21 protein-coding genes are annotated in these 20431 nt (G+C 68.6%); 10 read left to right on the top strand and 11 right to left on the bottom strand.

Annotation, left to right across the window (positions count from 1 at the left end; translation table 11 throughout):
* Positions 1-3: 3 nt before the first annotated feature.
* Together ACIQ1J_RS29570 and ACIQ1J_RS29565 are read right to left on the bottom strand one after the other, a co-directional pair.
* On the bottom strand, positions 4-186 hold the full coding sequence (locus ACIQ1J_RS29570; protein ID WP_403561577.1) for a hypothetical protein: 183 nt from the start codon (positions 184-186) through the stop codon (positions 4-6).
* Positions 187-208: 22 nt separating this feature from the next.
* The gene (locus tag ACIQ1J_RS29565) at positions 209-601 is read right to left on the bottom strand and encodes a hypothetical protein (protein WP_403561575.1); all 393 of its coding nucleotides are present in this window, start codon (positions 599-601) and stop codon (positions 209-211) included.
* 101 nt (positions 602-702) lie between these two features.
* Between ACIQ1J_RS29565 and ACIQ1J_RS29560 the strand changes: the two genes are divergently transcribed.
* Both ACIQ1J_RS29560 and ACIQ1J_RS29555 read left to right on the top strand, forming a co-directional pair.
* Entirely contained in the window at positions 703-849 is a 147-nt protein-coding gene (locus ACIQ1J_RS29560; protein ID WP_403561573.1) for a hypothetical protein, read from the top strand.
* Positions 846-1526, top strand: a complete 681-nt coding sequence (locus ACIQ1J_RS29555) for a hypothetical protein (RefSeq protein WP_403561571.1) — start codon at positions 846-848, stop codon at positions 1524-1526. The genes ACIQ1J_RS29560 and ACIQ1J_RS29555 overlap by 4 nt, the downstream gene beginning before the upstream one ends.
* Before the next feature lie 51 nt (positions 1527-1577).
* Here ACIQ1J_RS29555 and ACIQ1J_RS29550 read toward each other — a convergent pair whose 3' ends face one another.
* Both ACIQ1J_RS29550 and ACIQ1J_RS29545 read right to left on the bottom strand, forming a co-directional pair.
* Positions 1578-2273 (bottom strand): hypothetical protein, encoded by a 696-nt coding sequence (locus tag ACIQ1J_RS29550; protein ID WP_403561569.1) that lies wholly within the window; start codon positions 2271-2273, stop codon positions 1578-1580.
* A 61-nt stretch (positions 2274-2334) separates the two neighbouring features.
* Positions 2335-2628 carry a winged helix-turn-helix domain-containing protein gene (locus ACIQ1J_RS29545; RefSeq protein ID WP_376669922.1) on the bottom strand — a complete coding sequence of 98 codons (294 nt, stop codon included), beginning with the start codon at positions 2626-2628 and terminating at the stop codon, positions 2335-2337.
* A gap of 162 nt (positions 2629-2790) precedes the next feature.
* Here ACIQ1J_RS29545 and ACIQ1J_RS29540 point away from each other — a divergent pair, with 162 nt between their 5' ends.
* The 5 genes from ACIQ1J_RS29540 to ACIQ1J_RS29520 all read left to right on the top strand — a co-directional run bounded on the left by ACIQ1J_RS29540 (position 2791) and on the right by ACIQ1J_RS29520 (position 6331).
* On the top strand, positions 2791-3087 hold the full coding sequence (locus ACIQ1J_RS29540; RefSeq protein ID WP_403561567.1) for a hypothetical protein: 297 nt from the start codon (positions 2791-2793) through the stop codon (positions 3085-3087).
* A gap of 497 nt (positions 3088-3584) precedes the next feature.
* A complete protein-coding gene (locus ACIQ1J_RS29535) occupies positions 3585-4241 on the top strand; it encodes a hypothetical protein (protein WP_403561565.1) in 657 nt (218 codons plus the stop codon).
* 32 nt (positions 4242-4273) lie between these two features.
* Entirely contained in the window at positions 4274-5263 is a 990-nt protein-coding gene (locus tag ACIQ1J_RS29530) for a hypothetical protein (protein WP_403561563.1), read from the top strand.
* 24 nt (positions 5264-5287) lie between these two features.
* Complete coding sequence (locus tag ACIQ1J_RS29525) at positions 5288-5593, top strand: hypothetical protein (RefSeq protein WP_403561561.1); 306 nt, start codon at positions 5288-5290, stop codon at positions 5591-5593.
* Between the two features lie 78 nt (positions 5594-5671).
* Entirely contained in the window at positions 5672-6331 is a 660-nt protein-coding gene (locus ACIQ1J_RS29520) for a hypothetical protein (RefSeq protein ID WP_403561559.1), read from the top strand.
* A gap of 11 nt (positions 6332-6342) precedes the next feature.
* Here ACIQ1J_RS29520 and ACIQ1J_RS29515 read toward each other — a convergent pair whose 3' ends face one another.
* The 3 genes from ACIQ1J_RS29515 to ACIQ1J_RS29505 form a co-directional block, all read right to left on the bottom strand.
* The gene (locus ACIQ1J_RS29515; RefSeq protein ID WP_403561557.1) at positions 6343-7062 is read right to left on the bottom strand and encodes a hypothetical protein; all 720 of its coding nucleotides are present in this window, start codon (positions 7060-7062) and stop codon (positions 6343-6345) included.
* Positions 7059-8453 (bottom strand): hypothetical protein, encoded by a 1395-nt coding sequence (locus tag ACIQ1J_RS29510; protein ID WP_403561555.1) that lies wholly within the window; start codon positions 8451-8453, stop codon positions 7059-7061. Before ACIQ1J_RS29510 ends, ACIQ1J_RS29515 begins: the two co-directional genes overlap by 4 nt.
* Positions 8454-9020: 567 nt before the next feature.
* Entirely contained in the window at positions 9021-9323 is a 303-nt protein-coding gene (locus tag ACIQ1J_RS29505) for a WXG100 family type VII secretion target (protein ID WP_210958061.1), read from the bottom strand.
* A 294-nt stretch (positions 9324-9617) separates the two neighbouring features.
* Here ACIQ1J_RS29505 and ACIQ1J_RS29500 point away from each other — a divergent pair, with 294 nt between their 5' ends.
* Positions 9618-14297, top strand: a complete 4680-nt coding sequence (locus ACIQ1J_RS29500; RefSeq protein ID WP_403561552.1) for an FtsK/SpoIIIE domain-containing protein — start codon at positions 9618-9620, stop codon at positions 14295-14297.
* A gap of 77 nt (positions 14298-14374) precedes the next feature.
* On the opposite strand, the gene ACIQ1J_RS29495 is transcribed toward ACIQ1J_RS29500, so the two are convergent.
* Entirely contained in the window at positions 14375-14539 is a 165-nt protein-coding gene (locus ACIQ1J_RS29495) for a hypothetical protein (RefSeq protein ID WP_403561550.1), read from the bottom strand.
* 179 nt (positions 14540-14718) lie between these two features.
* Positions 14719-15567, bottom strand: a complete 849-nt coding sequence (locus ACIQ1J_RS29490; RefSeq protein ID WP_210958063.1) for a menaquinone biosynthetic enzyme MqnA/MqnD family protein — start codon at positions 15565-15567, stop codon at positions 14719-14721.
* Between the two features lie 290 nt (positions 15568-15857).
* Between ACIQ1J_RS29490 and ACIQ1J_RS29485 the strand changes: the two genes are divergently transcribed.
* Entirely contained in the window at positions 15858-16061 is a 204-nt protein-coding gene (locus tag ACIQ1J_RS29485) for a cold-shock protein (protein WP_003974443.1), read from the top strand.
* A 147-nt stretch (positions 16062-16208) separates the two neighbouring features.
* A complete protein-coding gene (locus ACIQ1J_RS29480) occupies positions 16209-16877 on the top strand; it encodes a class I SAM-dependent DNA methyltransferase (RefSeq protein ID WP_403561547.1) in 669 nt (222 codons plus the stop codon).
* Between the two features lie 91 nt (positions 16878-16968).
* On the opposite strand, the gene ACIQ1J_RS29475 is transcribed toward ACIQ1J_RS29480, so the two are convergent.
* Together ACIQ1J_RS29475 and ACIQ1J_RS29470 are read right to left on the bottom strand one after the other, a co-directional pair.
* Positions 16969-18900 carry an AMP-dependent synthetase/ligase gene (locus tag ACIQ1J_RS29475; protein ID WP_403561544.1) on the bottom strand — a complete coding sequence of 644 codons (1932 nt, stop codon included), beginning with the start codon at positions 18898-18900 and terminating at the stop codon, positions 16969-16971.
* Positions 18901-19139: 239 nt separating this feature from the next.
* Positions 19140-20426 carry an acetyl-CoA C-acetyltransferase gene (locus ACIQ1J_RS29470; protein WP_403561542.1) on the bottom strand — a complete coding sequence of 429 codons (1287 nt, stop codon included), beginning with the start codon at positions 20424-20426 and terminating at the stop codon, positions 19140-19142.
* Between the last annotated feature and the right edge of the window lie 5 nt (positions 20427-20431).

The following is a 20431-nucleotide window of genomic DNA, read 5'->3' as shown; positions in this document are numbered from 1 at the left end:
CACTCACGCATCCACTCGGGGAGGCCATTCAACACCCGCCGCGGCAAGGCGTGCGAGGTGCTTGGCCCGTCGGTACCGTGACACGCAGAGACCGACCAGATAGAGCGTGAAGAAAGCCAGCCAGATCCCCGCCGCGATGAGTACATCGTCGACCGTATAGCCGGGGAAGATGAGGAAAATCGCCATAACGATCGGCAGAATCAGAATGTTACTCAGTACGCGCGGGTTGTACCGGCCACTCGCGTCGACGACCATCTGCGAATAAGAGAAGCTCCGCCTCGGGCCGCACCGCCGGGATCGGAGTGAAACCGAGCCCCGGTCGCATACCCGGCAGCGCGTCCCCGACAGGAGCGGCCGCGTCGGTCCCCATGAGAACGGTGGCTCGCTCGCGGGCGTCGGGCGTGCGACGAAAGAGGAAGTACGGGTTGTTCAGAGCCGCGTTCCCCGGGGCGTGCCCCAGGTAGCGGTAGCCGAACCGTTCGGCGACGTAGGCGAAGGCCTCGAATTTCTTCAGACCGGGAAAGTGCGGTCTGACCGCGAACTCACGCGCCTCTTCCGCAACCGCCTTCATCAGTTCGTTGACGAGATGCCGTTCGTCCATGGGCCCCTCCTCCTTCGGCTCGTGCGGGGAGCGGGCGCCCTATCGTGGCATACAGGTGCCGCTGGTAACTTACCGGCTCATCCTGCACAGTCGGCCCGTTCATGGACTACTTCGGTCCGGTCGACGAGGACGAAGTCGTGGCTCCGGGCCCTCCCCCCGCCACGTTCGACGCCCCGACCGCCCTGAGCTCCTCGGGCAGCACCTTCACCAAGCACCTCGATCCCTCGCAGATGGGCGTGGCCGCATGAGCGCGGTGGCCCATGGACGGGCCGACGACGTCAAGCGCAACGCGGCGGCTCCCTTCCACTACGCCTTCCACCACGACGTCCCCGACGAGTTCGTCCGGCTTCCGGAGCCAACGGCCTCCGAGGGTTCGGAGAACGTGCTCCTCACCGCCATGTGTATCGGCACCGAGGAGGTGGACGGCGGCGAGCGCCTGTCCATGGGCCTGCTCGCGGTCACCGTCCGGCTGAGTGAACACAGCCCGGCTCAGCGCCTCTTCACTGCGGAGGGCATCCATCAAGCGACCGCGCGGAAGTTCTTCTCCAACGTCTCCGAAGACCGCTTGGAGGAGATCAGTTTCCCACTCGGTGAAGGACTGCAGGGTCCGCAGGACATGGTGCTCGCCTTCAAGCTGCCGTGCGGTCCGGGCGTGATGTCGACGTCGCTTCGCACACTCCGTCTGCCTGCCCTCGAGGCCGGGATCAGTGTGCCGCCCCTCCCGGTGGCCGCTCTGCAGTTGATCGTGCCCGCACCCCACAGTTACTGCGTGTACGTCACCATCTCCACGCCGTCCGTCTTCCTGCTCGATTCCTACAGTGCCCGCCTGGCGCACATAGGTCGCACTCTCAAATTCGGTGAGCGTCGCGGGACGCGGAGCCGACGGAGCGCTGAGCGCCAACACCGAGACGACGCCTTCCGTTGAAGCCACGCATGGGGGGGCGTCGGCACGAGCCGAGCGTCGCGAGCGGCGTGCTCACGCCCGTCGGGGGTCGCTCGCCCGCTCGTCATACTCCCGGTCCCACCTGCTCTGCCGAACGCCACCCCACGTGCCCATCACGACGGCCGCCCCGAAGAGCGTCGCGAGGAACACTCCGTCCGAGTCGCTGTCCCGGTCCTCGGTCGGACTGGCGATGCCCTCCGGGTCGTAGCGCACGCGCAGCTTGTCGCCCTTCGACACCCAGTCCTCGCAGCCGTCGCCCTCCGAGAGCGAGGGGGATATCGACCACCCGTCGACCGAGCGCAGGTCGCAGTGGTTGGTACTGCTGTCATCCATGCGTACGACCACTGCGTCGGTCCACTCACCCCGGTTCGCCAGAGCGACCTGATCACCGGCGTCGGTGCCGAAAAATCCCATGGCCATCCCGGCCATCAGAGACACGGTGAGCTGCCATGCGAACTTCCTCGTCTTGCGCGGCACCCTCCGCAACACGAGCAACGGGACCAGCAGCGAGGCCAGCGGAAGCACCAGGACGGCGAGCAGGAGCCCAACGCCCCGCAGCACAGACGGAAGCGGCACCACGGGCCCCAGCCAGGAGAGCCCCAGCGAACCGCCGGCGCACACCAGGCTGAACAGCAGCCACCGAACCCAATCGGCCCGCCACCACACGCCCGTACCGCCACCCCGCTCCGGCCGAACAGCGGCCCCCGCCCCGGATATGTCGTCTGCCACGCGCCCACCCTAACGAGCACGGCGCAGCCGCGAACGCCCGCGAGATACTCGCCCGGCAGACCTACGCCTCAGAGTCGTCGTCCGCCACCTGACCGGCTTCCGGCGGGTAGGCGACGAAGGTGCCCTTGGCGGGGAGGGTGACGACGAGGCCGCGTTCGCGGAGTTCGCGCGTAGCGCGCCGGGCGGTCAGATGCGCGACCCCGTACTCGGCGGCCAGATCACGCTCCCCCGGCAAACGAGCGCCAGGCCGGAGCTCACCCTTGGAGATCTGCTCGGCAATGTGATCGGCCATCTGCATGTACACGTAGGCGATCTTGGTGGGGTCAATCGGCGACTGCCCTGGATCTGGCGTCATATCGAACAACGTACGACAGCACCGAGCTGCATGTCTGGCTGGAGTGCGGTTAACCGCTATACACCACGTCATCGCACCCTGTAGCGTGCCAAGCACAAGCAGACCCCGGCGACGGATGAAGGCCGTCCCGGGGCATGGCCGACGCTGCAAAGGAGCGCCAACATGCTGGACCTTACCGCCCGCCTCCTCGCCTGGATGCTGAGCATCTGCACGCCCAACCCCCGGGGCCGCCACCGCCTCGGCACCACACCTCCCCTGCGTTTCATCCCGGCGCCCCCGCCCCGCTTCACCGAGATCCTCGACGGCAACGCGTCCCGCCTCGTACGCCCCTACGTCCTGGACCCCGCCGAACGCCGCCACCAACGCGAACGCCGCCGCGCCGCACACCTGAGCCCCCTCGGGATCGGCGTCGGCCCGAAGCACATCCACGGCGTACGGATCCCGGCGGCGACCCGATGACCGGGCGGCCTCCCCTGCGGATGTGCGCCCGCTGCCGGCGCACCACCGACGAACCGGTCCTGGTCCACGAGGTCCACGCGGCCACGGGCCCCGGCTTCAACGTCTACGCGTGCCCTGAGTGCGCGGAGCACTACCCGCCCATGACCGACGTGCTGGAACTACTGGACTCCGCCGCCCGCCGCCGCAACCGAACAGGCGGACCACCCACCGAACCGATCCCCTGCCCGCCGACGAACCCGCCGTGCGCGTGCCCGAGGTGCACAGCACAGCTATAGAGAAGGCCCCCAACGGCCCCGGACGCCACACTCCCCAGCGCGCCCGGGGCCACTTCCGGCCCCTCGCCCGCTGGGGCACGATCAGGACACAGCACATCACGGAAATGGCAGCAAAGGACCGGAATGCCCGAGCCGTTGAGGCAGTTCGCTCTGGCGAAACCAGCAACCCCACCGCTAGCGTCTGTGCTCTTGACTGAACCTTTGTCTTACGGGGAGTCCACTGTGAAGCGCCGCTCTTTGCCCGTTGCCGCGACGGTTGCCGCGACAGCAGCACTGCTCCTGACGTCCTGCGGAAGTGGGGAGGAAGGGTCCAGCGACAAGGACAAGATCGCTGGAGTGGACACAGGCGACTCGTCGACATCGGCGTCTGCGCCACCAAGCGCATCGGCCGACGCCGGCCGTCCTGATCTCTCCCTGCCCGATGACGTCAAGGAGGTCTTCGAGGACTGGGAGACCGGTGACGCCACCAAGGACGCCGTCCTCGCGGACGCGGGACACTCGATGACCGCGGTTACCCGAGCCATCACGGACGGAGACACCGAGTCACCCGCTCTCAGCTTCTACTACAAGGGCGAGGCTCTGGCAGGCGCTGCGAAGTGGGTGCAGACCTTCGTGGACCACGACGCGACGATCACCGGCGCCACGCGCTACTACGCGCCAACCGTGGATCTGTCCGGCAAAACCACGGCGGCGGTCACACTCTGCGCCGACGAGAGTAAGGCATTCAACAAGTTCCGCAAGACGAACAAGGTCGACCGCAGCACTCCCTCCGACAACTCGTACGTGTACTACGTCAGCCGTCTCGAGCGGAACGCCGAGGGAGTCTGGGTCACAAGCAAGGCCATTTCCAAGCGGGGGAACGAGAAATGCATTGCGTAAAGTACCCCAGAAGACTGGCGCTGCCCTCAGCCGTGCTGTTCATCAGCACCTTGTTCACCACGGGTCCGGCACACGCGGAGACCGGCTTCGGCGGATCTCGCGGAGAAGCCGACACCAGCAGCGATTCAAGCGGGCGGACCATCACTTCGCAGGTCACCTTCAACACCTCCAAGAACGGGGCCGGCGAGTCGACCGGCGCCCTGACCCCCGTCGGTGACTACGACCCACCTGCCTGTTGGTACGAACCGAAGTGGACGCCCGAGGAGTACGAGAAAGACTTCAAGCAGCGATGGAACGTCGGGCACTTCAGCGGTGCGGCGCAGGGTTACGCGGCAGAGAAGTCCCGCTACATCGAAGGCAAGCCTTACAAGGACTTCAACAAGGAGAAGTCCGGAGAAGGCATGTTCTGGGGCACGGTCTACGACTGGGACCGTCTCGAAGGGGATGACTACCTGACGTGCGGCCAAGCCGATTTCTGGGTCGACAACGGCGATGACCCCCCTGTGGAAGGTGCCATCGACGCCGAGACCCTGGCCAAGCTCGCATACAACCAGCTCCAAGTCCCCGACACCGCGGTCACTCTCGCACCCGAAGAGGCCTCGAAGGTCAACCTTCCGACCTGGGCCTGGCTGGACAAGGCCGACTTCCACGAGGTGTCCGTCACCGCGTCCCTCAACGTCGGCGGTTGGAATCTCTCTGCGACCACGACGGCCACGCCCGTCTCACTGAAGCTGGAGCCGGGAACCGCGGACGCCACCATGTTCCCCGCCTCGGGCGAGTGCACCATCAGCGCAGACGGCTCCGTCGGTGAGCCCTACGCCAAGGGCAAGTCCGATGAGGACCCGCCCTGCGGCGTCACATACCTCCGGTCCTCGGGGCAGGGCACGTATGACCTCAAAGCAACCGTCACCTGGGAAATCACCTGGGAAGGCTCCAACGGGGAGACCGGCTCGCTCCCCGACGGCGCCTTCGGTAATGAGCAAGCGGTGACGGTGCAAGAAATTCAGGCCGTTAATCGGTGATGCCGGAAGGGAAGCCGACTTTTCATGTCTTTTTTGAAGTTTTCGAGCGACGAGGTGAAGGAGATGGCGCGGACTCTGGAGAACAGCGGAGGCGACATGAAGAAGGCTTCGAAGGAAATGACCCGCGCCGACTCCAGCCAACTGGGTCACAGCGGCCTTCAATCCGCCTGCGACGAGTTCGCCGAGTCTTGGGACTATGGCTTCGGACAACTGTCAAAGCTCACCAAGGGCGTTTCCAAGTTCGCTACCAAAGCGTCGGACGAGTTCCTGAAGCTCGATCAGAAACTGTACGACGAGCTACGCAAAGCACAAGCCAAGGAAAAGCCGTAGCATCACAGAGCCAACCAGCAGGAATTATGAGAGGATACCTGCCTGGAGCTATGATACTCGCACCTCGAAAGGTGGGATATGGGCCTACGGCATCACCTCAAAAAGCTACTAGCTGAAGCCGACGAAGACAATCAGACCATATCTGAATTCACATCGTCCGGTTTCACGCAACCCGACTTGTACTACACCACGGAGATCCCGTGGCCGTCAATATGGTCCTTTGCGAAGTTCGCCTACATTGCCGAGCAATACGGGTACCGGTATGCCGGATTGCAGCCGGATATGGCCGACGCCGGGAGGCCCGCATTCATCTTTCGTCGCACGCCGGATGCCCTGGTTCGCGCGGAGCGAACGCGGGCCCAATATCCCAGAGCCCTGGAGGGCGGACAACTCCCCGGCATGCACGCATGGCGGTTTCCGCTTCTCCCGCAGCCGCGTTCGCGGCCCGATGTGAGGCTGCTTCACGCCCGCATAAAAGTCGACTACTTCAGTACACTGGGACGACAACAAATGAGGCCGTGGTTCATCCGCATCGCGGCGGTATGCCTCGTCGTCATCATAGTCAACGGTCAGTTCAATGCTTCGGGGCTGCGTCTCGCCGCAGGAGTAGCTGTCGGCCTGGGGGTTCTGGTTGCCACATCAAGGATCTTCATGCGCCGTCGGATCATCGCGTACCGCAAGAAGCTGGAACAAGCCGGTATCAACTGGCCACCCCCGACCGACCAAGTGAGTGGCTGAAGAGCAACTTCTCAGTCCGTTCTGTCAAATCTGAACGTCCGCCCGATGTGCGCCAGTCGCCCACAGTAAGAATTCAGGAGATAGACCGATGGCGTGCTAATCGTTATGTATACGCAGTAGTCGTTGGGGGCCGGGATGATCAGCTGAAGCACTGCCATGGGGATGCGTTTTGTGGACGAGGCGTTGGGGAGATGCGCCGCTCCCCGGGGTATCCGCGCCTCGACCGAACGCAATGAAACCGACATGACACCGGGCCCGCAGGGCAGTTTTGCGGCGAGCAGGGAATCCTGTCGCCCCTGAAAGCCTTTCCCGAGCGGGAAGTCCAGATCTTCGATCTGAGACTCCTTCGCAAAGAACCGCTTCCCTTTGGCTCGGTATATGCCTTCGGCACTCAACAACTGATCGCGGTGGTTGCTGGGCCGCACTGTGACGATGAGCAACCCCAGAGAGAGCCTGGCGGCCCCATCGACTTCCTCGATGCCCGTGCACAGGGCAATGTCGACGGGGGTTTCGCCCGAGTCGATCAACCAGGGAAGACAGCGGTTCATTTCTGCTGCCGCCTGATCGCGCTCATCGTTGGTGGCAGCAGGCATGAGCTCGGCCATGGCCGTCGCCCAGCCCTCGGCCGTATCGGGCGCCGACACCTTCACGAACTCCTCCGGCAACCGGTAGCGAAAGGCATAGGAAGCCTCTCGGGGTGCAGGTTCCGGGTCAGGCAGCCCCACTGTCATGCGGGGGCTCCCGCGAGGCCGGCAGCGAACGATCCGCTGGCACTGTTGAGCGCCTTGGATGGGCTCGACTCATGCCCGTAGTCGTATTCCAGAAGAGGTGGAAACGTGCCGACTACCGGAAGGTCGGCCCCTTTCAACTTCCCATCGAGCCAACGGTCCTCGTTGGCGTTGGAACCACCGGCAAGCCCGACCCCGGCCAATGTCCAGTTCGTGTCGAGCGTCTTTCCGCGAGCCACCATCTCCTGGCCCGCGGCGATTCGACGCTCGCCCTGGGCGATCTGGCGGAGGCCCGTATTCATCTGGCGAAAGCCGTGCAAGGAGTTCCGCACTCCGTCACCGATGCCCTTGATGTTCTTCCACGGGCTCTGCTTGAAGATGTTTCTTCCGGCCTTACCGACCGAGGCCGCGAAACCCTGGCCAAGGCGGAGCGCTTCGCCACTCCGCACGTTGGCTCGGCCCAGGTCTTTGAGAGCTTTCCCGGCCTGCGTGAGCTTGCTGCCCGCTTTACCCAGCTTCAGTCCCTTGAAGGCCCGCACACCAGCGAACAGGCCCGCTGCGTCCCAGGCCAGGGTCTTCCAACTCACGCCCTCCACGCCGTTCCCCCAGGCAATGAGGTGAGACCCCAACGCACCACCCGCGACGATCAAACCCAGCCAGCCAAGCCCCGGTACGCCGAGGAGCGCGAGAATGCCGATCACCATGGCAAGGTCGGCGAGAAGATCTCCGACCAGCTTCCAGAAGTTCGGGTCAGTAATAGTTTCCCAAGCGTCTGCGAAGAACTCACCGAGTCCGTCGACCAGTTCGTCGAACCAGCCAGGCTCGGGCGGAGCGTCATCGGCCGCTTCCTTGATGCGACGGGAAACGTCATCCGCCGCGGCGATGAACTCAGCGTGCAGGGTGTGGGCGCGACTGCGCACGGCATCGAGTTCATCGTTGGCCGTGTCGTATCTGTACTGCCGGCCCTCCTTGTCCTTGTCGTGCTCGTCCTTCTCCTTCTCGGACATTTCAGAAATGTCACTCGGCAGTCCGTCAAGTTTGGCCTTCGCGGCGCCGACCCGACTTGCCGCCTCAGCGGCCTCCCGTTCAAGCTTTCTGGCCCGGGTCTGGAAGTCGCTCAGGCTGGTCTCCCATGAGGAGAGGGCCCGGTGAGCGGCATCCATGGAGTTCAGGGACTTCTTGAGGTAAGGCGGGATCACCGAGACGGAGTCCGTGAACGCGACGGCTGACTTGCCCGCCCATACTCCGTCAGAGGTGCCAACTCTACTGAGTTTGGTCTGTGCGTCGCTGCCTCCGCTGATGACCGTGCCGACGGCGGCGACCAGCAACCTCACTGCTTCCGCATCCCCCGGCGCCGGGTCAAAACCCAGATTCGGAAACCCCGATGACTCCACCCGTTCCCCTCCTACTCGGCCGCCCGTGAGCGAGCGCCCGCCCCTCGGCCTCACTGTCCCTGGTGCTAGGAAGCTGTCCGTAGGCGAATGGTTCCGCCATCTCGCTGATCAGACGGTATCGGCGTCCGTGCACTGTGCGATGTCCAACCCCAAGAGGGTCAGTGTTCCTGCAGCCCACAGCTCGATGCACTTGAGTTGTCGGCGAGGGCACGGGATCTGCCAGCGTCAGGAGCAGCAGTCCACGCACGGGTGGCGGACGTGCGACGGAAGAGGAAGTACGGGTTGTTCAGTGCCGCGTTGCCCGGAGCGTGGCCCGCATAGCGGTATCCCCGCTGCTCCGCCAGGTACGCGAAGGCCGCAAATCTCTTCAGCCCTGGGAGACGTGGCCTCACCGTGAACTCACCCGCTTCTTCCGCGACCGCCTTCGCCAGCACGTACGGAAGATGCCTTCATCCACTGTCCACGGCTCCTTCCACACGCCTGGGCGTTCGGGAACACCGGCGCACCAACGCGACGGGAGACGGGAGCCGCCGGCCCGCCGCGTCGGCATGTCCGGACCGGCGCGCCCTACTTGCTCCGTGCCTGCTTCGCCAGTTCCTCGTCGATCTGCTCGAACTTGTCGGCGGCCGTGGTCAGGTAGTCGCCCATGCCGTCGAGGCCGTCGAGGGTGGTCTTGGCGCCCTTGGTGAACTCGTCGAAGTTCTCGTCGAAGGCCTTCGAGGAGGACTTCGTGACGTAGCCCGACTCGACCAGGTTGGCGATGTACTTGCGGAGGCCGTCGAGCTTCTCCTGGAGCTTTTCCTTCTCCTTCACGACATGCTTGGCCGCATCCCGCATGTCCTGGTATGTGATGTCAAGGTCCTTGGCCATGAAGCCGCTTCCTCTCACAACGCCGCAGGGCCAACCCCCGTGGCTCCCTGTTTGCGGATCGGACCGGCGCACCGGTCGAACCGGTCGCATGTGTCGCATGAAACGACCGGTGTGATCTTCCGCTCTTGAGGCAGCAGCTTACGGGGGTGGCTTGTGGTGTCACATCCCTGCATTGCCTTCGGGAACGTTCGGTCACCGCCCTGTTGCCGCACCGCGACACCCAACGGATATCGTCGCTTGGACTGTGAGCCGTGTTGCGGAAGCGGCCGCAGGGGCCGTTTGGGGAGGACAAGCGTGCGACTGAGCCTGACCGTCGTCGACCCGTTCGGCGGGGGCGCCGCCGACGTCGTGCTCGACGCCGATCCCGAGTCCACCGTGGGGGACATCGCCGAGGAGCTGGCCAAGCAGGTCGGCGTCGCGGGTGCGCAGGTCATTCCCATCGGGCATCAGCGGCAGGGGGGCGCGGACAACGCGCCGCTCGTCTACGTCGACGGGTATCCCGTCGATCCGTCGGCCACGGTCATCGGGTCGCCCCTTCGCGAAGGCGCGGTCGTCTCGCTCCAGGATCCCTCCGGGTGCCTGCCCGGGGAGCCCAGCGGGCTGGTCGAGTTGCGTGTCGTCGGCGGGCCGGGCGCCGGGTTCGTGCACCGGCTCGGCGTGGGGAAGTACGACATCGGCAGCGGGGCGGCGTCGTACATCCGTATCGACGATCCGGAAGTCGACGCGCGTGCTCTCACCCTCTCCGTGGCCACCGACGGCACCTGCAAGGTCGCCGTGCACTCCGACAAGGAGGGCGTCACCCTCGACGGCGAGCCCATGACGGACCCGGACAAGGACGGGGACAAGGGCCGGGGCAGAGGCGACAAGCGCCGGGACAGGGATCGCGCCAAAGGCCGGGACAGGGACCGGGACAAGGAAGGGGACAAGGGCCGGGGCCGGGGCGAGTGGCCGCTCGGGGCGCAGATAGCGGTCGGGAACTCCCTCCTCGAACTCGCCCGGTACTCGCCGCCCAACGCGGCGCTGAAGTGGTCCGAGGACGGTGTCGGGCTCGACTACAACCGGCCGCCGCGGCTGCGTCCGCCGGAGCGGCAGACCAGCTTCCGGCTGCCGTCGCCGCCCCGCGAGTACGAACCACGGCCGCTGCCCTGGCTGATGGCGTTCACGCCGATCGTCGGCGCGGTCGTGGCCGTCGCGATCTTCGGGCGCTGGTACTACCTGATCATGGCGGGACTCAGTCCCATTCTGCTCTTCGCCAACTACTTCAACGACAAGAAGCACGGGCGCAAGTCCCACGCCAAGCAGGTCAAGGAGTACGAGGAGCAGAAGGCGCGGATCGAGAAGGACGCGCAGGACGCGCTCGTCACCGAGCGGAACGACCGGCGGCATGCCATTCCCGATCCGGCGGTCGTGCTGTCGGTGGGGACGGGGCCCCGGACGCGGTTGTGGGAGCGGCGGCGGACGGACCGGGATCACCTGCTGCTGAGGGTCGGCACGGGGCAGTTGCCCTCCGAGGTCGTACTCGACGATCCCGAGCAGGACGACCACCGCCGGCAGGTCACCTGGAAGATCGAGGACGCTCCCGTCGCCCTCTCCCTGCGCGGCCTCGGTGTCATCGGCATCGCGGGGCCCGGGGACTCCGCCCGGTCGCTGGGGCGTTGGGCCGTCGCGCAGACCGCCGCGCTGCACAGCCCCATGGACGTGCAGTTCTACGTGCTGAGCGAGAACTCCGCCCAGGCCGAGTGGGACTGGGTGCGCTGGCTGCCGCACTCCCGGCCCTCCGGCGGCCAGGACGTCAACGTCCTCATCGGCACCGACGCCGAGACCGTCGGCGCCCGCATCGGTGAGCTGACGCAGATCCTCGACGCGCGCAAGAAGGCCGCCCAGCAGAAGGGTGGCAGCGGACAGGCGTCGACCTTCAGCGATCCCGACATCGTCGTGGTGTGGGACGGGTCGCGGCGGTTGCGGTCCCTGCCCGGGGTCGTACGGCTGCTGCGCGAAGGGCCGTCCGTGTCCATGTACGCCGTCTGCCTCGACGCCGAGGAGCGGTTCCTGCCCGGTGAGTGCCAGGCGTTCGTCGTCGCCGAGCCCAAGGCCGAGGAGACGGGACGGCGGCAGGAGAGCGAGCAGCGGCAGGCGCAGCCGGTCGCCGGCGGGTTTCCGTCCTTCCAGGCCTGGCACACCGGGGCCGCCGCGCAGCCCGAGCAGCGGGCGCGGGCCGAAAGGCTGCGGCTGCGGGTGGAGGAGGCGGGTGCCGAGCGGATCGCGGACGTGCGGCCCGACTTCGTGACCCCTGCCTGGTGTCTGCGGCTCACGCGTTCGCTGTCCGCGCTGCGGGACATCAGCGGCGAGACCGAGGACTCCGCGCTGCCCGGCTCCAGCCGGCTCCTCGACGTGCTCCAGCTGGAGCCGCCGACGGCCGACGCGATCAGCGCGCGCTGGCGGATGGGCGGGCAGTCGACGATGGCCGTCATCGGTGAGTCGTACGACGGTCCCTTCGGCATCGACATGCGCAAGGACGGGCCGCACGGGCTCATCGCCGGTACGACCGGTTCGGGCAAGTCGGAGCTGCTGCAGACCATCGTGGCGGCGCTGGCCGTCGCGAACACGCCCGAGAACATGACCTTCGTCCTCGTCGACTACAAGGGCGGGTCCGCGTTCAAGGACTGCGTGAAGCTGCCGCACACCGTCGGCATGGTCACCGACCTCGACGCGCACCTCGTCGAGCGCGCCCTGGAGTCGCTGGGCGCCGAGCTGAAGCGGCGCGAGCACATCCTCGCCGCCGCCGACGCCAAGGACGTCGAGGACTACCAGGACCTCGTCAGGCGAGACCCCTCGCATCCCCCCGTGCCTCGGCTGCTCATCGTCATCGACGAGTTCGCGTCCATGGTGCGGGACCTGCCGGACTTCGTGACCGGGCTCGTGAACATCGCCCAGCGAGGGCGGTCCCTCGGTATCCATCTGCTGCTCGCCACGCAGCGGCCGAGCGGCGTCGTCTCGCCCGAGATCCGCGCCAACACCAACCTCCGTATCGCGCTGCGCGTGACCGACGGCGGCGAGTCGAGCGACGTCATCGACTCCCCGGAGGCCGGGCACATCTCCAAGAGCACCCCGGGCCGCGCCTACGTGCGGCTGGGTCACTCCTCCCTCGTGCCCTTCCAGTCGGGGCGGGTCGGGGGCCGGCGGCCGGGTGCCGCCGACCCGGCCGCGCTCGCGCCCTGGGTCGGGCCGCTGGAGTGGGAGGACCTGGGCCGGGCGGCGCTGGCCAAGCCGAAGACCGAGTCCCGCGAGGACGACGAGATCACCGACCTCAAGGTGCTGGTCGACGCGGTGCGCGACGCCAACCGCTCGCTCGGCATCCCCGCCCAGCACAGCCCCTGGCTGCCGGCGCTCGACGAGACGCTGCTGCTGGACGAGATCGAGGTCCCGGCCCTCACCGGCGCCGCGCCGGGCAAGCTGCCGCCCGCCCCGTTCGGCATCGAGGACCTGCCCTCCGACCAGGCGCGCCGCCCGGTCGTGGTCGACTTCGCGAGCTTCGGCCACCTGATGATCGGCGGTGCCCCGCGCAGCGGCCGGTCCCAGGTGCTGCGCACCATCGCGGGTTCCCTGGCCCGTAGCCACTCCGTCGCCGACGTGCACCTGTACGGCATCGACTGCGGCAACGGCGCCCTCAACGCGCTGACCCGGCTGCCGCACTGCGGCGCGGTCGTCGGCCGTAACCAGACGGAGCGGGTGGTCCGGCTCGTCAACCGGCTCAAGGGGGAGATGGACCGCCGCCAGAACCTCCTGGCCGACAAGGGCTTCGCCGACATCGGTGAGCAGCGGGACGCGGTCGAGGAGGGCGAGCGGCTGCCGCACATCGTGGTGCTGCTGGACCGCTGGGAGGGCTGGGCGCCCACCCTCGGCGAGGTCGACCACGGCTCGCTCACCGACGAGTTGCAGACGATGATGCGGGAAGGTGCCAGCGTCGGCATCCACCTGGTGCTCACGGGTGACCGCACGCTCCTCGTCGGGCGTATCGCGACGCTCACCGAGGACAAGTACGGCCTGCGTCTCGCCGACCGCAGCGACTTCTCCTCGCTCGGCATCCCGGCCCGCAGGGTGCCCGAAGAGATCCCGCCGGGCCGCGCCTTCCGCAACGAGGCCGGTACGGAGACGCAGTTCGCGCTGCTCGCCGAGGACACCACCGGCCAGGGCCAGGCGGCGGCGATCACCGCGATCGGCGAGGCGGCCGCGGCCCGGGACGCGGAAGTGCCGCGCGCCCGGCGGCCGTTCCGCGTCGACAGCCTGCCCAGCCGTATCTCCTTCACCGAGGCGTGGGAGCTGCGCGACCCGGAGGCGTCCCGTTCCAAGCTGTGGGCGATGGTCGGCATCGGCGGCGACGAGATCGTCGGCTTCGGCCCCGACCTCGCGGACGGTGTCCCGGCGTTCGTCATCGCCGGTCCGGCCAAGTCGGGCCGCTCCACGGTGCTGATGAACGTCGCGAACTCCTTCCTCGCCCAGGGCACCCGCCTCGTCGTCGCCGCGCCCCGCCAGTCGCCGTTGCGTCAGCTGGACGGTGCGGAGGGCGTGCTGAAGGTCTTCACCGGGGACGACATCGACGAGGACGAGTTCGAGGAACTCATCGACCGGGCCAGCCTGGAGGAGCCGATCGCCGTCCTCGTCGACGACGGCGAGATCCTCGAGGACTGCGACGCCGAGAGCCAGCTGAAGAAGATCGTCTCCCGGGGTGCCGAACGCGGTCTCGCCCTCGTCATCGCCGGTGACGAGGAGGACGTGTGCAGCGGCTTCTCCGGCTGGCAGGTCGACGCCAAGAAGGCCCGCCGCGGCATCCTGCTCTGTCCGCAGGAGTCCTCCAGCGGCGACCTCATCGGCCTGCGTGTCTCCCGCGGCATGGTCGGCGGCCAGATCGCCCCGGGCAAGGGCATGCTGCACCTCGGGGACGGGGAGCTGCGTACGGTCGTGGTGCCGGGGTGAGTGGCGGCGGTTCGGGCCGGCCGGGCCGGTCCTGCCGCCGCCGGGCAGCAGGTCCGGGACGAACACCGAGCCGACCGTCACCGCCGCCGGCGGTGGCTGCGGTTCGGGCGGCCCGGGCCGGTCCTGCCGCCGCCCGGCAGCAGGTCCGGGACGAACACCGAGCCGACCGTCACCGCCGCCGGCGCTCCCGCCACCGCGAGCGCCACGGTGCAGCTCAGCCGCCGGCCGCGGCCACCGGCCACCGGCGCCCCGGGTGGAGGTCGCCGCGACGGACAGGGCGGGCTTGCCCGGCGAGCGGTCGCCCTCGCGGGGACGGTACGCCGGCGGCGGGTGCCGTCGGCGCGGGCATCACCGGCGGGGGCCCGAAGACGCCGGACGCCGCCCCGCCGACCAGGCCCGCCGTGCCGGGGCCCCGGCACGATCAGGGCTGGAGCAGGTCCACCTTCACGTCCGCCGGGAAGCCGGTGGTCGGGCCCACACGGCGGGCGAACTCGGTGACCGCCTCCAGCTGCGGCGTCCCGAAGCGGAAGTCGAGGGTGGTGAAGTACCGCGCGAGGGTCTCCTCGTCGAAGGCCTCCCAGCGGGCCGCCTGCTCGGCGACCTTGCCGACCTCCTCCAGGGAGAGGTTGCGGGAGGCGAGGAAGGCCTCGTGCACCTTGCGGGTGATGACCGGCTCGCGCTCCGCGTAGTCGCGCCGGGCCGCCCAGACCGCGAAGACGAACGGCAGGCCCGTCCACTCCTTCCACAGCGCGCCCAGATCGTGCACTTCGAGGCCGTAGCGCGGGCCGTCGATCATGTTCGCGCGCAGGGCGGCGTCGCCGATGAGGACGGCCGCGTCGGCCTCCTGCATCATCAGGCTCAGGTCGGGCGGGCAGGAGTAGTAGTCCGGCTGGACGCCGAAGCGCTCGGCGAGCAGTAGCTGGGCGAGGCGGACGGAGGTGCGCGAGGTGGAGCCGAGGGCGACGCGGGCGCCGTCCAGCCGGTCCAGCGGGACCTGCGAGACGATCACGCACGACATCACCGGGCCGTCGCAGCCGACGGCGATGTCGGGGAAGGCGACCAGGTCTTCGGCGTTCTTGAGGAATTCGACCAGGGTGACGGGACCGATGTCGAGGTCGCCCTGCACCAGCTGCTCGCTGAGCTTCTCCGGGGTGTCCTTCGTGAGCTCGAAGTCGAGGAGCGTGCCTGTTCTCGCGAGCCCCCAGTACAGGGGCAGGCAGTTCAGGAACTGGATGTGGCCGACGCGCGGCCGGGTGCGAGAATTGTCCACATCGCGAGCCTAGCCCTCCCCCGGCATCCGCCCGCCGCCACCCCCGGTGTCAGCCGAACGGCGGAGGCGTTCAAACATCCGGGTGAAGTGATCTTGGCCTCTGTTGCGCTCGGGTGCCTGCGTGCTAGGCTCACAGCAAGTTGCAGTTTGGTTTCCCTTGCAGTACAGAGCCTGCGGAGCATGTGACCGCGGGCTCTCGTCGTTCTCAGACGTATGCAGTTGTGCAGCATTCCAGTCTTCACACTTGCTGGTTCTGGAGCAGGGCAACCCTTTGGGCCCAAGGAGGGCTTATGGCTACCGGAACCGTGAAGTGGTTCAACGCCGAAAAGGGCTTTGGTTTCATCGCCCAGGAAGGCGGCGGCCCGGACGTCTTCGTCCACTACTCCGCGATCAACGCTCAGGGATTCCGTTCCCTCGAGGAGAACCAGCAGGTGTCCTTCGACGTCACGCAGGGTCCCAAGGGCCCGCAGGCGGAGAATGTCACTCCTGTCTGATTGACAGCAGTACCCAAGGAGCCCCGCGCCGGTTTCGGCGACGGGGCTCCTGCCCTTTCCGGGCCCTCTTTTCTGAATTCTCGGTGAATTCCGGCCGCAGCTCGTTCCGGCGGCCGGCTGTCGGTGCCCGGCACTAGGGTCCCCGCCATGACCGACGACACCCGCCCCACCGCCCGCCGCGACGCCGGCTTCCTGGACACCACCCGGACCTTCTACGACGCCATCGCCGAGGACTACGCGGACCGCTTCCGCGCCACGGGCGCCGGCACACCGCTGGACCGGGCTCTGATGGGCGCCTTCGCCGAGCTGGTGGGACCGGAGGGGCAGGTGGCCGACCTGGGCTGCGGACCCGGCCGGGTCACCGCCCACCTCGCCTCGCTCGGCCTGCGGGTCTTCGGCCTCGACCTCTCCGCCTCGATGGTCGCGATCGCGCGCCGCGAGCACCCGTATCTGCGGTTCGAGCAGGGTTCCATGCTGGAGCTGGACCTGCCCGACGGTGCGCTCGCGGGGGCCGTCTCCTGGTACTCGTCGATCCACACCCCGTGGGAGCGGATGCCGGACCTCTTCGGCGAGCTGCGGCGCGTGCTGGCCCCCGGCGGGCACCTGCTCCTCGCCTTCCAGGTCGGCGACGAGCCCCAGCACTTCGACCGCCCCTTCGGCCATCCGGTCGCCCTGGACTTCGAACGGCGGCGACCGGAGCCGATGGCGGAGCTGCTGGCGGAGGCCGGTTTCACGGTCCTGTCCCGGACGGTGCGCGTGCAGGAGGAGGACACCTCCACGAAGGTCCCGCAGGCCTGCCTGATCGCCCGCCGCTGAGCGCACACCGGCCAATAGGGCGTGCCGTACACCCCTAGGGGTTGCCGTACCCTCTTGGGAGTGCCGTACCTCCTAGGGAGTGCCGTACCCCCTAGGGAGCGCCGTACAGCCCCTCCACCGCCCCCGCGAAGTCCCGCATGATCACTTCGCGCCGGAGCTTCATCGAGGGGGTCAGATGGCCCTCCCACTCCGTGAAGTCCCTCGGCAGGACGGCGAAGCGGCGGATGGACTCCGGGCGGGAGACGAGCTTGTTGGCCTCGTCGACCGCGCGCTGGAGCACCGCCAGTACCTCCTCGTCGTCGGTCAGCAGCTCCGGCGGCACCGGGTGCTTGCCGTTCATGCGGCGCCAGTGGGTGACGCCGTCGGGGTCGAGGGTGAACAGGGCGCTGACGTAGGGGCGGCGGTCGCCCAGGACGATGCACTGGGAGATCAGGGGGTGGGAGCGCAGCCAGTTCTCCAGCGGGGCCGGGGCAACGCTCTTGCCGCCCGCGGTGATCAGCAGTTCCTTCTTGCGGCCGGTGATCGTCAGGTATCCCTCGTCGTCCAGGCTCCCGATGTCACCGGTGGCGAACCAGCCGTCGGGCGCGGCCTGGACGACGCCGCCCGCCTGCAGGTCCCAGTAGCCGTGCAGGACCTGGTCGCCGGCGACCAGGATCTCGCCGTCGGCGGCGATCCGGATGCGGGTGCCGGGCAGCGGCCAGCCGACCGTGCCGAGGCGCGGCTTCAGCGGGGGCGTCACCGTCGCCGCGGCCGTCGTCTCGGTGAGGCCGTAGCCCTCGAAGATCTCGATGCCGGCCCCGGCGTAGAAGGCGGCCAGGCGGCGGCCGAGCGGTGAGCCGCCGCAGATGGCGTACCGGACCCGGCCGCCCATGGCGTTGCGGATCTTCCGGTAGACGAGGGGGTCGTAGAAGGAGCGGGCGGTCTTCAGGGCGCGGCCCGGACCGCCGCCCGTGCCCGCCTGGCGGGCCTCCATGGCCTCGCCGTAGCGCTCGGCCACCGAGACGGCGCGGTCGAAGGCCGAGGCCCGGCCGCCCGACTCGGCCTTGGCGCGGGCGCTGTTGAAGACCTTCTCCAGCATGTACGGGATGGTGAGGAGGCAGGTCGGGCGGAAGGCCGCCAGGTCGGGCAGCAGGTCCTCGGGCTTCAGGCTCGGCGCGTGGCCGAGGCGGACCCGGGCGCGGACGCAGGCCACGGCGACCATGCGGCCGAAGACGTGGGACATGGGGAGGAAGAGCAGGACCGAGGGTTCCTCGCCCGTCTTGGCCTTGAAGACGGGGTAGAGCAGCTCGATCGCGTTGTCGACCTCGGCGAAGAAGTTCCCGTGGGTCAGCGCGCAGCCCTTCGGGCGGCCGGTGGTGCCCGAGGTGTAGACGAGGGTGGCGAGCGTGCTCGGGCTCAGCATGCTTCGGCGGACCTCCACCTCCGCGTCCGGCACCCGCTCACCCAGCTCGGCCAGCCGCTCCACATGCCCCTTCTCCATGATCCACAGGTGCTTGAGGTCGGGGATGCGGTCCAGCTCGGGGCCGAGGGCCGCGGCCTGCGCGGCGGTCTCAGTGACCAGGGTGACCGCGCCGGAGTCCTGGAGGATCCAGCGGGTCTGGAAGAGCGAGGAGGTCGGGTAGACGGGGACGGTGACCAGGCCGGCCGCCCACGCGGCGAAGTCGAGCAGCGTCCACTCGTACGTCGTCCGGGCCATGATCGCGATGCGGTCGCCCGGCGCCAGGCCCTCGGAGATCATGCCCTTGGCCACCGCCAGCACCTGTTCGGCGAACCCGGCCGCCGTCACGTCGGACCAGTCGCCGTCCGGCGATCTGCGGCTGAGGACCACCTGGCCCCCGGCCGCGGCCGCGTTGTCGAAGGGCAGGTCGGCGAGCGAGCCGCGCCGCGCCGGCGGGGCGAACGGTGGTACGTACGCCTCCCGTACGGCCCCGTCCAGCCGCCGCGTCTCGGGCGCCACCAGGGTGGGGCCGGGCGAGTCTGCGTAGGCGGCGGATGCGGCGAAGGAGGGAAGCGGGGTGGACACGGGCGGCTCCTGGGACGTGCAGCGGCGAGACTGCTTCTGCTGTCACCGGCTCGGCTGTCGCTGCTCTGCTGCATGACGTACGTGCCTCGCGCGCCGAGGCGTTCATCGCCGGGTTCCGCGGACATGGGTTACCGGCGGTCAGTGTCGGGATCGTACGGGGCCCTCGTGGGGAGTTCGTGAGGGTTCGGCGATGGTCCCGCGCCGGACGTGTGCAGTCTCGGGGGTTACCTGCCAGTAGGTCACGTTCGTTCCAGTATGGCCGTGACGCCCTGACCGCCCGCCGCGCAGACGGAGATCAGGCCGCGCCCGGGACCGCCCCGCTCGGCGAGCAGCCCGGCCAGCGTCGCCACGATGCGGGCGCCGGTCGCGGCGAAGGGGTGACCGGTGGCGAGGGAGGAGCCGGCCACGTTCAGGCGGGCCCGGTCCACCGGGGCCAAGCCCCGTTTCTCCCAGGCCGCCAGCGTGGCCAGCACCTGGGACGCGAACGCCTCGTGGATCTCGACCAGGTCGAAGTCCTCGATCCCGAGCCCGGCGCGCTCCAGCATGCGCGGCACCGCGTACGCCGGGGCCATCAGCAACCCGTCCTCACCGCCCGCGACATCACCGCCGACGAAGTCCACGGCCGCCGTCCCGTACGCCGTGAGGTGGGCGAGGGGCTCGAGGCCGCGCGCCTCGGCCCACTCCTCGCTCGCCAGCAGCACCGTCGCCGCGCCGTCCGTCAGGGGCGTCGAGTTGCCCGCCGTCATCGTGGGGGCGGGCCCCGAGAGGCCGAACACGGGCTTCAGCGCGGCGAGTTTCTCCACCGTCGAGCCGGGACGCAGGTTCTGGTCGCGGGACAGGCCCCGGAAGGGGATCACCAGGTCCTGGAAGAAGCCGCGTTCGTACGCCGCCGCCAGCCGCCGGTGGCTCGTGGCGGCCAGTTCGTCCTGAGCCTCGCGGGTGACACCCCAGGCCCGGGCGGTCACCGCGGCGTGCTCGCCCATCGACAGGCCGGTGCGCGGTTCGGCGTTGCGCGGGATGTCGGGGACCAGATGGCCCGGGCGGACCTTGGCCAGCGCTTTCATCCGGCCGCCGAGGGATTTCGCCCGGCGGGCCTCCAGCAGGATGCGGCGCAGGCGATCGTTGACACCCAGGGGCGCGTCGCTCGCCGTGTCCGCGCCGCCCGCGATCGCCGACCCGGTCTGGCCGAGGGCGATCTTGTTGGCGGCGGCGATCACGGCCTGGAGGCCGGTGCCGCAGGCCTGCTGGATGTCGTACGCGGGGGTGGACGGGTGCAGGGCCGAGCCGAGGACCGTCTCGCGGGCGAGGTTGTAGTCGCGGCTGTGCTTGAGGACCGCGCCGGCGACGAACTCACCGACCGCTCCCGGCTCTTGGAGGCCATGGCGCTCGACCAGGCCGTCGAGGGCCGCGGTGAGCATCTCCTGGTTGGAGGCGGTGGCGTACGGCCCGTCGGAGCGGGCGAAGGGGACGCGCGCGCCCGCGATGACCGCGACGCGGCGCGGCAACTGCGGTGGCAGAGGGCTCATCTCGA

It is taken from the genome of Streptomyces sp. NPDC097107, from assembly GCF_044762405.1.
GTDB classification, from domain to species: Bacteria; Actinomycetota; Actinomycetes; order Streptomycetales; family Streptomycetaceae; genus Streptomyces; species Streptomyces thinghirensis.
The sequence above is the reverse complement of the archived record's forward strand: the minus strand, read 5'-3'. Positions and strand labels throughout refer to the sequence as shown.